Raw genomic sequence first — 12652 nt, 5'->3', positions numbered from 1 at the left:
CCTCGCCTCCTCCCGATTAGTCGGCGTTGCGCGCTGCCGCGATCAATTCGCCGCGTCCCGTGGCGATCGGCTCCGCGTCACCATCAAGCCCTTCCTCGGCCTCGCGCGCGTCGGCCTCGCTCATGGCATCCTCAACAAAGGCCCCCGCCCGCTCCGCCTCCTCCGGGTCGAACTCCACAACCGCGCCGGGAGTCTCGGCGTCGGCAAGTTTGCGCGTCACCAGCTCGTCAAGGGTGGGCACGTCCTGCGCATTGGGTTGATCCGTCATGCTCGTTCTCCTTTGCTGAAATCGGGCTGTCCCTTGTTGTCGAAATAGGTCTGTTTGCAGCCGGGATAGGCGCTGCAACTCCACCAGAAGGCCCCCTTCTTTTTCGCGGAAGGACGCCGCACTAGGCCAGCGCCGCACGCTTGGCATTTGTGCTGCTGCGACGGCACGGGCGCGGGAGCCTTCACCAGCTCCGGCTTGCCCGCCTTGTCATTGGCGGTGAATTTACAGCCGTCGGCATAGCCGGTGCAGGACCAAAAATAGCCCTTGCTCCCTTTGATCCGGCGCAGCGGCTTGGAACATGACGGGCAAGGCGGCGCGTCGATCGCTATGGCAAGGCCCTGCTCTTTCACCCGCGCGACCTCGCGGCCGACATAATCGGCCAGTCCGCGAACGAATGTCATGGCATCGCTCTTGCCCTCGGCAATCGCGCGCTGCTGTTCGTGCCAAATGGCGGTCATGTCGGGAAATTTCGCCTGATCCGGCAAGGCGTCATAGAAGCCGCGCGCCTGCGGGGAGCTGATGATATTCTTGCCCTTCTCGATCAAAAAGCCGCGATCGAAAAGCGTGGCTATGATGCTGTCGCGGGTCGCCGGGGTTCCAATTCCGCCATGCTCGCCCGCCTTCCCCTTGTCCTTCTCGATCAGGAGTTTCCTAAGCCGCTCGTCCCGAACATATTTGGCCACCCGCGTTAGGTCGGTCAAAAGCGTGGCCATCGTATAGAGCGGCTTGGGCTTGGTTTCCTGCTGGTCGGCGCTGGCGGAAAGGCATTGCCCGGCCATGCCCGACGCGATCGAACGCAAATCGGCCGCAAGGGTGTCCTCGTCCTCGGCAATGTCCTCATTGCCTACATCGTTCTTATAGAGAACCGTCCAACCCGGCTTGGTCACAACCTTGCCCCGCGCGGCAAAGGCGTGACCCGCAACCTCTATCTCGATTTCGGTCTGGTCATATTGGTTCGCGGGCCAGAACTGCGCGACATAGGCGCGCGCGATCAGCATATAGGTTCGCTGCTCCGGCTCTGTCAGCGCGGCAAAATCGGCCGTGGCTTCGGTCGGAATGATGGCGTGATGCGCGGAAACCTTCTGCGAGTTGAAGGCACGGCTTTTTATCGCCGGGTCCGCGCGCTGCGCGATCGCCGCCAGCATCGGGACCGTCGCGGCGACGGCCGCCAGCACGCCGGGGGCGTCCGCGTGCTGCTCATCACTCAAATATTCGCTGTCGCTGCGGTTGTAGGTGATAAGGCGATGCTTCTCCCGCAACGCCTGCGTAATGTCCTTCACCTGATTGGGCTTATAGCCGAATTTCCGTGCGGCATCGGTTTGCAGCTTCAAGAGGTTGTAGGGCAGCGGCGGCGCTGCCTCTTTCGCCGTGGTCTTGGCGCTGGCGATGCGAGCCGGTTGCCCCTGCACCGCCCCGGCTACCGCCGTCGCAAAATTGCGGTCGATCAAGCGGCGCTGCTCATCAACCGGGTCGCCCTCTCCGATCTGGTAGCGCGCGGGAAAGGTCAGCCCGGCGAAACTGAACTGGCCCGAAACCGTGTAATAATAGCTCTTGGTGTGCGCCTCAAAATCGCGGTCACGGCGGACGACAAGGCCCAAGATAGGGGTCTGCACGCGGCCGACGCTAAGAACGCCCTGAAACCCCCGCGCCTGCGCCGCGAGGGTATAGGCGCGGGTCATGTTCACGCCATAGAGCAAGTCGCCCACGCTGCGCGCCTCGGCCGATGCGGACAACCCGGCAAATTCACGGTTATCCCGCATGGACGCCAAGGCCCGCTGCACAACCTTTAGATTGTTGTCATTGATTAGCAGGCGTTGGACCGGCAACCGGCTCCCGGCCCATTGCAGAATCTCGTCAACAATAAGCTGGCCCTCATCGTCGGGGTCGCCCGCGTGAATGACGCTCCGCGCCGATTTGAGGAGTTTGCCGATCGTGCGGAGCTGGGCGCTCGTCTTGGCGACGGGCCGCTTTTCCCACGGGATGAAGCTGATCGGCAGCGCGGCCATGTTCCACGGGTCTTGCGGGTCCACCAGCTCAAGCATGTGGCCGATCGCCCATGTCACATAATGACGGCCGCAATCTATGAAGCCGTCTTGTCGCGCCCCTCCCCCAAGGCCCTCGGCAATGGCCCGCGCGAGTTCGGGCTTTTCAGCAATGACAATGATCTCCCCGCTCATGCCGTCACCACGTCACTACGGGTTTGATAGGGGCGGTCACTTGCCGCGCGCTGATCGGCCCGAAATAGCGGCCGTCGAAAGAGGCCGCGCCATCGCCAAGGACAAGGATTTCCCCGTCGCCTAGCGTCCAATCGGCATTGAGCCGGGGCAAGGCCCGCCCTGCCCCATCGGCAAGCTGCGGAGCGCTGTCGGGGACAAGGCGGCCGTTGATCCGCACGCCCTGCCCGCCAATCTGAACGCGGTCGCCTTTAGCGGCTAAAATCCGCTTCATCATTTCATAGCTTCCGCTGGGGCAGTCGCCGGGTTCGATGTAGCGCCTACGCAACGCCTCCAAAAAGGGCGGCGCTGCGGGCGGACAGAACGCCACAAGATCGCCCTTTTGCGCGGTCCCGCCCGTCGCCCGATAGACGCCTAGCGGGATGCTCGGCGTAGCGTTGAAGCGAAGGCCCGCCGCCTTCGCGCCAAGCATGGCGATCATGGCCCCCGCCACGCCACAAACCGCATAGCGGCTGACCTTGGCGAAGCTCGGCCGCTTCATAGTTTGATCCTCCGGCCCCCTTCGGGCGGCTTCGGCGCTTGATTGCCCCTGATCGTGTCGCTCCGATCCGGCGCGGGAATCTTGGCGCGGGCACTAAAGGTCGGGTCTTGGAAATAGAGGGGCTGACGGCCGTAGATCATGGGATAGCCTGCGACATAAATCAGCATGTCGCCCGCTTCCGAAATATCTCCGTCCGGGGTCTTCTTCGGCCCCGGCATCCTCATGCACTCATCCGGCGTCAAAAGCGGGCGCTGGGTTTCCTGCACGGTCTTGGACACGGTGCCACCAAAGAACCCCCCGCCCCCGCGTCCCGTGCTTTTAGTGATTTGCTCTTTAAGAACGGTGGTCTGCCCGGTGAGTTTGGAAAGATGCTCGGCCGTCTCAACGCGGTTGGGCGGATAGGCGTTCTGGATATGAGCATTGGAGGTTATCAGCTCATCCGGCCCATAGCCGGTTTCCCGGCTCCTAAGCTGGTTGGTGTCCTGACAAATGAGATAGAATTTCAGGCCGTAGCCTGCGGCGAACGCCAAGGACTCCTGAATGATTCCAAGTTTCCCAAGGCTGGGAAACTCATCAATCATAAATAGCGCGCGGTGCTTGTAGCTCTGAACTACGCGGCCCTCCTCGAACTCCTGCTTGGGCGCGAGGATACGCACCATCATGTTGAGCATGACGCGGACAAGCGGGCGCAGCCGGTCCTTATCCGTGGGCTGGGTGATGATGTAGAGGCTAACCGGCCTCTCGCTGTTCATCAGGTCACGAATGAGAAAATCGGAAGTGGCGGTATTCGCGGCCACAACCGGGTCTTGATATAATTCTAGATAGCTCTGCGCGGTCGATAGAACCGATCCGCCCTCATCATCGGGGCGATTGAGCTGGGCGCGTGCGGCTTTGCCGACAACGGGATGATTTTTGCCGCCCGGCAAATGGCCGAACGTAAGCATTTCCTCCCAAACTTCCTGCGCGGGCCGAACCGGATCGGCCAATACGGCATCCACTTCGGCCAAGGTCGCCGCGTTGCCGCCATGCTTGGCTTTGTAGATGACATGCAGGATCACGCCTACCAGAAGCGCCCGCGAGGTCTTTTGCCAATGGCTTTCGACCCCCTTCCCGTCCGGGTCCACTATCAGCGTAGCGAGATTCTGAACGTCTGCGACTTCGTTGTCAGTCCCTACCCTGATTTCGTCCAGCGGGTTCCAGTGGGCGGAGCCGCGCGAGCTGGCCGGTTCAAACCGCATGACGATCTGGTTGGCGTGCTGCTTCCTCCAACCGGCGGTCAACGCCCATAGCTCGCCCTTCAAATCGGTGATGACGGCGCTATGCGGCCACGAAAGCAGCGTCGGGATGACAAGGCCCACGCCCTTCCCCGATCGGGTCGGGGCATAGGTTAGGCAATGCTCCGGGCCGGAATGGCGTAGATAGACCGTCTTCCCGTTCTTCTCCTGATATGCGCCAATATAGACCCCATCATTTTCAACGAGGCTGGCCGCGCGAATGTCCTCCATGTCGGCCCAGCGGGCCGATCCATGCAGATAGGCATTGCCCTTCCCGGCGTTCGATTTCGCCAGTTTGACAGCAGCGGTTATCAGGACGCCCACGCCGAAAACCACGGTGCCCACGCCCACGGCTTGCCCGAAGGCGGGTTTCAGCGCCGGAACCTCGCTCCATTTGCTGAACCATTGCAGGAAACGCCACGGGGCATAGATATGGCCCGCGTTCGGCCCCAAGGTAGCCTGATAGGCCATCTGGTGCGCGAACATCTGCGTTGCGCTCCATAAGCCTCCAAGGGCGGAACCGGCCACAAGGGCCGCCAGCAACGGGCGATTATCGCCCTTGCTTCCGCGCTCCCGCACTTGCGGCCCGATGGCTGTATTGCGCTTCTTTGCCATGCTTTGCCCTTCTCGCGGCCGTTACCGGCTGCGCCCCTTGCTTTTGACGGTGCCGTTGCTGGCAATCTCGATCGGCTCGCCAATCGCCAGCTTGCCCGCGCGGGCGGCGCTGCGCGCGTCCACGGGCAGCACAAGCATGTCAGCGCCATCTCTTAGGAGTATCAATTTCTGCCCTTCGATTTGTCGCGTCCCGGCGTAAATCAGCGGCCCATGATCGCCAGTGAACAGCCGATGCGCCGGTATATCCATTCCAATGTGACGCTTCGCATTACGTTCCGCAATGTATTTATCCGCTGCTCTGGCCTGATCGTCGCTCATTCGCGGCCGATCGTCGTCCCGTCGCACAAGACGATCTGGCCGGGCTTTTTGGTCGTCCACGTCTGAATGAACATGACGCGGCAATAGCAAGCTACCTCGCTCGGCGTGCTGAACCAGACCGAGTTTGGACAGGTCGCGCAAACTACCTCGGCTTTCGGGCGGCGGCTCTCGTCCAACGCGGCCAATGTTGGGCTTAACGGCGCGCTCGCTGGGGGCCTCGGCTCCTCCGGCGCTAGAATGTCCATTTCTGGCGGGCTGTGCGTGACCAATTCCAACGGCGGCGATGCTGGCTCCTCCGGCTGCAAGGCCGGTTCCGGCGTTGGTTCCTCCGGCGCTGACGGCTCCGGGTCGGAATGTCCCGTTTCGACCTGGTGCTGTGGCGCTGGCGTCTCGTCCAGCGCCATTGACGGCGTTTCGCCCAACAACGCCAGCGCCGCCTCTATCTCCTCGTCCAATGATTTGTCTGTCACGCGCACGCTCCTCTTGCCTGATATTTTGACGGCGGGCCTCTAGATCGGGGTCCGCGAAAGTGATGGGCATGGCCGAACGGGCGGCGGCTTCCACCACAAGGGCCTTGAATTGATCGCTGCCGCTGATCGCCAGCCTGTCGCCATAGCGTTCGTGCGCAAGCCGCAAGGCGGCAACAACGCCCTCGATCTGCGCCCCGCGCGATACATGCAGGCGCTGGCCATCATCGCGCACCGCTGCATTGGCGGTGCGGTAGATGATCGTCCCGCGCTTAGTGATGTGGTCTTGCCTGATCGCTGCGGGATGCGCTGCGGTCGGCATGGCGGCTATATGCAGCGCGTCATTGGGGGCTGTGCGCCGCCCCTCCCGCGCGCGCAGGGCCTCAAGGGCGGTCTGGTCGCCTGCCTTGGCCTGCTCCTGTAGCCAGTCATTCCACCCGCGCCGGGAATTGCGCGACGCAATGCGCTCCCGTTCCCGCCCGTGGGCGGCGACAATCTTGGCAATGGCGGCCTTGGTGGAGCGGGCCGCCAATGCGTAATTGAGGCGCTTAACAACCGGGCCGCCACCTAGCAGCTTTATCGCCGCCCGCTTCGTCCTCCCGATGCGCTTCACCTGTTCAATGGCCGCGCGGCGCTTGGCTGCGGCCTCGGCCAGCTCGACCTTTCGGCGCGTGGCGCGTGTGCCCTGCTGCTCGCGGTAGGCGGAGAATAGGGCGCTGGTGTCGATACGGGAGGGCACGGGGCGCTTTTCATAGGTCTGACGGGCCTTCGGTGCCCCCTCCCCTCCCTGTGCGCTCTGGAAGGCTCCCAAGCGTTTCTCTAGCGCCCCTTTTGACAGTTCGCGCGCGATGGAGCTGGCCTTTACGGTCGTTCCGTCCATCGCCGCAAATATCAGGCCGTTGCCGCGCGCCTGCACCGACAAGCCGAAATTGGCCGCGATCTGGTGCAACTCGGCCCAACTCGCGGCGGCCTTCAATGGCTCGGCGCAATTCCGCTGCGCCCAACCTATCAGGCTTTCCGTGCCCGCGATCTGCTCCATGTCGCGCGCGCGTGCTTCTCCCGCGCGCTGCCGGGCCGCATGATTATCCGGCTCTAACCCGTGCTTGACCTCTAGCCGCTCACAAACAGCGGCAAGGGTTTGATAATCCCGCAACGGCGCGTGGATCGTGTGCCGGACAGGGTGAATCTTGTTGATCGCTAGATGAATATGCGTGTTGTCGGTGTCGTGGTGGACGGCGCTAACCCGTTGATGCTCGGCAAAGCCCAACGCGGCGCATACCGCCTCCTCTATGTCACGCATAACCTCGGCGCTGGGATTCTCGCCGGGCCGGAAGGAAATAATCAAGTGGTAGGTCTTATCCGACGCCGCCCGCTGGTTGGCGGATTGGACAAGCATAACGTCCTGCGCAGCATCTTCTGGCGTATGGCCGTTGCAGTTGGTGACAGTCACCAGACCCACGCGCTCGTCACGTCCCTGCGCGCTGGTGATGTATCGCACCAACCCGCCAAAATCGCTCTTGGAAGTCGCCTTCATGGGGACGTGTTTTGCGATCATCGGCGCGGCCCCTTTTTTAGCCGCTAAAATCTTGCCGGGAGCGCAAGACCTTCCGAATGATGCCGGATAACTCCTCCTGATTGGCCTCGATTTTGGCCAGCACGCCCCGGATGATAACCGGCATCCGCTCCGGGGCCATCTCCTCCAACTTGGCGTCGTCGGTAAGCCATAGCTTCAACAGGCCGCCAAGGCGGCCAAGGTCGCCATTCACGCGCACCAACTCGCGCCCCTGTTCTATGTCGATCAGAGGGCGCGGCTCATGCCCTAATCCAAGGACGCGGAGATAGGTGGATGCGCTCAAGCCGGTTGCCTGCGCGGCGGCTTCGATCTCCGCTTTCTCCTCCGCGCTGCACCATATCTTGACGTGGTGCCGCTCGCGTTTGGCCTTGGGCTTGTCGTTCAACTCTCTCCCTTTCGACGCGGTAGCGGCGGGCCTCGCAGAGCAGGATTCCCGTTGAGCGCCCCCGGTGCGAATAAGGGGAGTAATGGGGGTGTCCGCGCTTGCGTGGATGCCTCCATTACCTATCCTGCCCCGTCTTCGACGTTTAGACGCCAAATAGAAACTGTTGCTGGAACGATCATATATCGTTCACCCCCGAAAATATCTAGCGCCACACGGCCTAATCTGGCAGAAAAATACGATATAGCGGGAGTTCATCGGTTCGTGGCCGGTTTATGAACGCTTTATAGCCGATTATGCGCCGAAAAATATCGTAGGTGGAAATGACAGACAGCGGGAAATCCTTCACGGAGCGATTGCGCGAACGGGCGGCCTCACGGGAGCCGGGGGGCAAAAACCGGAACCTCGCGCAATTCCTCGCCGCTCGATCGGACATAGATGCAGCCCTTGCGGAAGGATGGCCGGTGCGCGGCATATGGGAGCTGCTGACGGAGGAAGGCCGCATTAGCTTCGGCTATGCGTGGTTCGCCAAATACGTTCGCCGGTATCGCGCGCCAGCTACCGGGGAACCGCCCAAGGCACCTCCAGCGCCCCCCTCCCCTTCCCGATCAGCAACGGCCTCGGCCGAAGCTGATCCGCCGCCCCGGCCCAAACCGGCGCGCTTCAATCACCCGGCCACTCCGAACAAAGAGGATTTGGTATGAGCAACGTCCACATAGTTTTGCAGGGCAAGGGAGGTGTGGGCAAGTCGCTCGCCGCCTCGATGCTGGCCCAATATCTGACCAAGCGAGGCGAAAGCCCGCTCTGCATTGATACCGATCCGATCAACGCCACCCTTGCCGGGTTTCAGTCCCTCAACGTGTCCAAGGTCGAGCTGCTGGAAAACGGCGACATAAACCCGCGCAAATTCGACGCCATGATGGAAATGATCGCCGGTTCCAAGGAATCGGTGGTCATTGACAGCGGCGCGAGCAGCTACAGCGCCCTATCCTCCTATATGTTCGACAACGGTGCGCCTGACGTGATTGCCGATCTGGGCCATAAGCTCGTCCTGCATACCATTATCGTAGGCGGGCAATCGCTGATCGACACGCTTCAAGGCTTCGCCTCGGTAGCCGAAGCCTTCCCCGATCCGGCTGCAATCGTCGTGTGGCTCAACCCCTATCATGGGCCTGTCGAGGCAGAGGGTAAGAGTTTTGAACAGCTCAAAGCCTACCGGGAGCTAAAGGATCGGGTCGCCGCGATCGTCACCCTCCCCGATCTGAGAAAGGAAACCTTCGGGGCGGACGTTCGGGACATGCTGGCCGCACGCAAGACTTTTGAGGAAACGCTTGCCGATGGCGACATAGCCCTGATGCAGCGTCACCGCCTCGGCCGCGTTCGTGATGCGGTCTTTGCTGAACTCGACAAGGCTAAGGTCGTGTAATGGCCGATCACGAAAAAATCGCGGCGCTGATCGCGGAAATCTCGCGCCAGCACGGGGTCACGCTGTCCGCCGATGATCCCTTGATGATCCTGCAAACCATCAACGCGATGTTGCTGGGCGAAAGCGCCGATGCGCAGGAGGAGCAACTAAAGGCGTTCAAAAGCGAGCTGGAAGACATGAGCAATCGTTGGTCGATTGCTATCACCGACAAGGCGGAATCGGTGCTGAACGCGGCGCTGGACGCCTCGGAAGCCGCCATGAACGAGCGTATGGGGGCCGCAGCGAAGGCGATCATCAAGGAAGTGGGGGAGCATATCGGGACGGGGCTGCAAAAGCCCCTAAACGATGGCCGGGCCGTCGCTAACCGCAATCTCCTAGCGTCGGGCCTGACGCTGATCGCGGCGCTGGTAGTGTTGGCCGCCGCCCTGTTCCATCATTGACGCCAGCGAAGGCCCCTCCCCCATGTCGCACTATCCCCCATCTCTCGCCAATCCGCGCGCGAGCGTGCGGCCTGCCGGTTTCCGATCGTCCGCGCCGCGCTCGATCGTCTTTTCCCTGATCTGTTCTTTCTCCCGCTCCGCGCGCATGTGCAGCTCATGCAACCGACGTGCCTGCATCAGCTCCTCGAAATCATCGACAAGTTTCGGCTCTCGATATTCGAGCTTGGCCGCTGCGATCGTCTCCACGCGCGGGCCGTGAACGGCCATGCCGTCGCGGATTTCGCGCACGGCTTCCAGCCTTACCGCGATCCGCTGCACGGCCGCTTGCGCGTTGGCAATCCGGGCCTGCCATGCTTGGCGCTTGCCGGGCAGGGACAGGAAGCCGGGGGGCTGCTGCTGGATTTGCTGCAAACGGGCGGTTTGCTGCTCCATCATGCTTTCTAGGCGGTCCTCGATCTGGTTCGCCTGTTCAACCTTCTCCTCAATGACCGTCTGTAGCTGGGCGTTATAGGTTTCCTCGGTTGGCGCGGTGGCGATAGCTGCCGTTTCCTGACTATCCAGCGTGCGCGCCTCGTCTAACAGCCGGTCGGCGTCGGCCTGTGGGTCGCCCGTTCCCTCGTCCAGTGAAAACTTGTCCGGGTCTGCAATCGGCGTGTCCTGCATGGCCGTTCCTTTAGCGGCTAAAATTTCTAGCTTGCACTATATCCGATTTTCTTACCTCTCGCGCCATAAAAAAGGCCCCGCACAAGCGGGGCCTGTAAGGCTGGGCAGGGGAGGGGACTATCCTTCAAGAAGCGCAAGAAGCTGCACTTTTCCAAGATCGGCCTCGGTTTCCTCGCCGCTGTCTTCATACTTGATCCACGCCACGCCATCGCGCGAGGGCCGCTTATTCAGGATCAGACGGGCAGGGCGCTTGTTATGAGAAACCTGCACAATGGCCTTTTTCAGCTTTAGCGGGTCTTCCTCCTTCGGTTCCTTCTCCTCTCCGGCCCCGGCGTCGTCACTAGCGCCGCCGTTGCCCTCGTCGTCGCCCGATTCCTCCTCGGCCTCGCCGCTCAAGCCGGACTCAAGGAACTCCTTCAAGAGCCGCACCGATCCGCGCGTAATCTCCTGATCGGCATCGGCCAGCCAGCGCGCAACGCCCTCGCTATGCTTCTTGTGGAGGCCCACAAGGTCATAGATCAACGTCACGTCCTTGCAACGCCCGCTCTGGAACGCCTTGGCGATCGGCTCCGGCAAATCGAGCAATGCCGCGTGCTGGGTGACAAAGGCCGGGGATTTCCCGATGGCCTTGGCAATCTCGCCCTTCTTTTTCCCGTTGGCCAGCTCGCGGCCGATGTAGTCGGCAATCTCGCGGGCCGTGAGAGCGTCCCGCTGCAAATTCTCAATGACCTGATCGGCCTCGGTATAATCGGGGTCGATGAAGCCCGGAATTGTCACTTTCTCGGCCAACAGGGACGCGCGATAGCGGCGCGCGCCGTGGTTGATGAGATAGCGCCCCTCCACCTTGGGATTGGGCCGAACGGAAATAGGCGTCTTCACGCCGCGCTCCCTGATCGTCTCGGCCATTTCCGCCAGCGAATTTTCGTCAAACTGCTTGCGGGGCTGGTTCGGGTCTTCGTCAATCAGCGCCAGCTCCAATTCGAGCGGAGCGCCAGAACCGCCCTCCGGGGCCGCAGGAGAGGCTAGGAGGCTCGAAAGGTCGCCCAACCCCTCCAACCCTAGCCCCGCGTTCTGCGCGGGCTTCTGCGCGGCTTTGGTGGACGATTTGCCCGGCTTCTTGTCCTCGGTGTTGTCGGCCATCGTCAAATCTCCATCTTTTCTTGAATGTGGCGGGCCATCGCTCGCATTTCCTGCGCCGCTTTCCGCGCCGAAGTCCGTTTGATCGACCAAACCGGCAAGCCCGACGCCAGCGCGTCCGCAACGCTGCTCCGGTTTCCGATCGGCGTCGGAATGACCAACTGGGGATAAGCACGGGTCAGCTCGTCAAGGTGCTGCCCGTGCCGGGGATTCCGGCCATCAACCTTGCTCGGTATCATGCCAAGGAATTGCAGCGCCGGGTTCGCGCGCCGGATATTGGCGATCGTCGTCACCATCTTCTCAATGCCCTGCAAACTGTAGGCTTCAAGCTCGATGGGCGAGGCCGCAAAGTCGGCCGATAGCAACGCCGCTGCCATTCGGACCCCAAGGGACGGGGGGGTATCTATCAGGCACACGTCAAAGCCTTCCGCCTCGATCACGGCCAGACTGCGCTTGAACGCGCCAGCAGCCGCACCGAGATCTAGTTTCTCAAGATCGGCCAACCGCGCGTCGGCGGAAAAGACAGCAATCCCCTCGGCGTTAGCCAGGTCGAATTGTGACACGGCATCGAAAAGGCCGCTCGCCAAGGCTCCGCTATCATATTCGCCAAGGGTGAAGCTGGCATTTCCTTGGGTGTCCAAGTCAATAACTGCGACCTTCAACCCCTGTTCTTTGAAGTAATAGGCAAGATGAACGGTCGTTGAAGTTTTACCAACGCCGCCTTTCTGGTTCGCTATGACAAGTGTTTTCATCGTTTGGCGTCCAATCTTTCCACCGCCTCGCGCTGCCATTGCCGCACAAGGAAGGCTTTATGTTTCGGTAAAATCGCCGTCACACGCTCGAAACCTTCGGGAACCTCGCTATGCGCGTTCCAAATCCGGTTGACCGCCAGACAAACGGCATTGCGGGACACGCCTTCGCGCTTCGCCACGGCCGATTGGGCCTCGCCGTCCACCAGAACGGCGCGCGCCATGTCGAGCGGACGCGCCGCGATATTGAGCCGTCCAGCAGCTTGCTCAAAGGCCGACGCGCTCAAGCGTTTATCCATTGCGCCTGCCGCGATTCTTCTCGCGGTATAGCTTCGGCTCATAGACGCCAAGGAAGATGTAGAGGGCGATATAGACCGCATAATAGGCGAGGAACTGCCAACCGGCATGAACATCCGGCGTGTTCCAATACCAGAGCATCCGGCAGAACTGCCAGAAGACGACAAGCGGGATGATGAAACGCGCGACGGTCCAGATCAGGACTCCGAACGTCCAGACGGCCGCAATGACGTAATCCACGCGGTTGCCCTCCCATGCGGGTGGAGGATTGGGAAGCCGCATGACCGCAAAACGTGCGGGCAGCGGGGGAATTTTCGCCTTCATCGGA

Annotated in this window: 14 protein-coding genes; 3 read left to right on the top strand and 11 right to left on the bottom strand. The window is 61.6% G+C overall.

Annotated features, from left to right (window positions below; genetic code table 11):
• Positions 1–16: 16 nt before the first annotated feature.
• From ACLB0R_RS16350 to ACLB0R_RS16325, 6 genes are read right to left on the bottom strand one after another with little or no spacing between them, the layout of a single operon-like run.
• A complete protein-coding gene (locus ACLB0R_RS16350; RefSeq protein ID WP_006954184.1) occupies positions 17–268 on the bottom strand; it encodes a hypothetical protein in 252 nt (83 codons plus the stop codon).
• The gene (locus ACLB0R_RS16345; RefSeq protein WP_006954185.1) at positions 265–2445 is read right to left on the bottom strand and encodes a DNA topoisomerase 3; all 2181 of its coding nucleotides are present in this window, start codon (positions 2443–2445) and stop codon (positions 265–267) included. The genes ACLB0R_RS16350 and ACLB0R_RS16345 overlap by 4 nt, the downstream gene beginning before the upstream one ends.
• Before the next feature lie 4 nt (positions 2446–2449).
• Positions 2450–2983 (bottom strand): conjugative transfer signal peptidase TraF, encoded by a 534-nt coding sequence (gene traF / locus ACLB0R_RS16340; RefSeq protein WP_006954186.1) that lies wholly within the window; start codon positions 2981–2983, stop codon positions 2450–2452.
• On the bottom strand, positions 2980–4872 hold the full coding sequence (locus ACLB0R_RS16335) for a type IV secretory system conjugative DNA transfer family protein (protein ID WP_006954187.1): 1893 nt from the start codon (positions 4870–4872) through the stop codon (positions 2980–2982). The genes traF and ACLB0R_RS16335 overlap by 4 nt, the downstream gene beginning before the upstream one ends.
• A 21-nt stretch (positions 4873–4893) precedes the next feature.
• Positions 4894–7212: a TraI/MobA(P) family conjugative relaxase gene (traI, locus tag ACLB0R_RS16330; RefSeq protein WP_006954188.1), complete on the bottom strand. Its 2319-nt coding sequence runs from the start codon at positions 7210–7212 to the stop codon at positions 4894–4896.
• Positions 7213–7228: 16 nt separating this feature from the next.
• Positions 7229–7615, bottom strand: coding sequence for a plasmid mobilization protein (locus tag ACLB0R_RS16325; protein ID WP_006954189.1), 387 nt, complete (start codon positions 7613–7615; stop codon positions 7229–7231).
• Positions 7616–7935: 320 nt separating this feature from the next.
• Here ACLB0R_RS16325 and ACLB0R_RS16320 point away from each other — a divergent pair, with 320 nt between their 5' ends.
• The 3 genes from ACLB0R_RS16320 to ACLB0R_RS16310 are packed head-to-tail and all read left to right on the top strand — an operon-like array spanning position 7936 to position 9478.
• Positions 7936–8316 carry a TraK family protein gene (locus tag ACLB0R_RS16320; RefSeq protein WP_196805621.1) on the top strand — a complete coding sequence of 127 codons (381 nt, stop codon included), beginning with the start codon at positions 7936–7938 and terminating at the stop codon, positions 8314–8316.
• Entirely contained in the window at positions 8313–9038 is a 726-nt protein-coding gene (locus ACLB0R_RS16315; protein ID WP_006954191.1) for an ArsA-related P-loop ATPase, read from the top strand. The genes ACLB0R_RS16320 and ACLB0R_RS16315 overlap by 4 nt, the downstream gene beginning before the upstream one ends.
• Positions 9038–9478 carry a conjugal transfer protein TraM gene (locus tag ACLB0R_RS16310; protein ID WP_006954192.1) on the top strand — a complete coding sequence of 147 codons (441 nt, stop codon included), beginning with the start codon at positions 9038–9040 and terminating at the stop codon, positions 9476–9478. Before ACLB0R_RS16315 ends, ACLB0R_RS16310 begins: the two co-directional genes overlap by 1 nt.
• 30 nt (positions 9479–9508) lie before the next feature.
• On the opposite strand, the gene ACLB0R_RS16305 is transcribed toward ACLB0R_RS16310, so the two are convergent.
• The 5 genes from ACLB0R_RS16305 to kleE all read right to left on the bottom strand — a co-directional run bounded on the left by ACLB0R_RS16305 (position 9509) and on the right by kleE (position 12648).
• Complete coding sequence (locus ACLB0R_RS16305; RefSeq protein WP_006954193.1) at positions 9509–10141, bottom strand: IncP plasmid survival protein KfrC family protein; 633 nt, start codon at positions 10139–10141, stop codon at positions 9509–9511.
• Positions 10142–10258: 117 nt separating this feature from the next.
• Complete coding sequence (locus ACLB0R_RS16300) at positions 10259–11281, bottom strand: ParB/RepB/Spo0J family partition protein (RefSeq protein ID WP_006954195.1); 1023 nt, start codon at positions 11279–11281, stop codon at positions 10259–10261.
• Positions 11282–11283: 2 nt separating this feature from the next.
• The gene (locus tag ACLB0R_RS16295) at positions 11284–12030 is read right to left on the bottom strand and encodes a ParA family protein (protein WP_006954197.1); all 747 of its coding nucleotides are present in this window, start codon (positions 12028–12030) and stop codon (positions 11284–11286) included.
• Positions 12027–12326 (bottom strand): TrfB-related DNA-binding protein, encoded by a 300-nt coding sequence (locus ACLB0R_RS16290; protein WP_019053944.1) that lies wholly within the window; start codon positions 12324–12326, stop codon positions 12027–12029. The genes ACLB0R_RS16295 and ACLB0R_RS16290 overlap by 4 nt, the downstream gene beginning before the upstream one ends.
• Complete coding sequence (kleE, locus tag ACLB0R_RS16285) at positions 12319–12648, bottom strand: KleE stable inheritance protein (protein ID WP_006954201.1); 330 nt, start codon at positions 12646–12648, stop codon at positions 12319–12321. The genes ACLB0R_RS16290 and kleE overlap by 8 nt, the downstream gene beginning before the upstream one ends.
• Positions 12649–12652: the final 4 nt, after the last annotated feature.

The organism is Sphingomonas sp. GlSt437 (assembly GCF_048015635.2).
In the GTDB taxonomy this organism is placed as follows: Bacteria; Pseudomonadota; Alphaproteobacteria; order Sphingomonadales; family Sphingomonadaceae; genus Sphingomonas.
The sequence above is the reverse complement of the archived record's forward strand: the minus strand, read 5'-3'. Positions and strand labels throughout refer to the sequence as shown.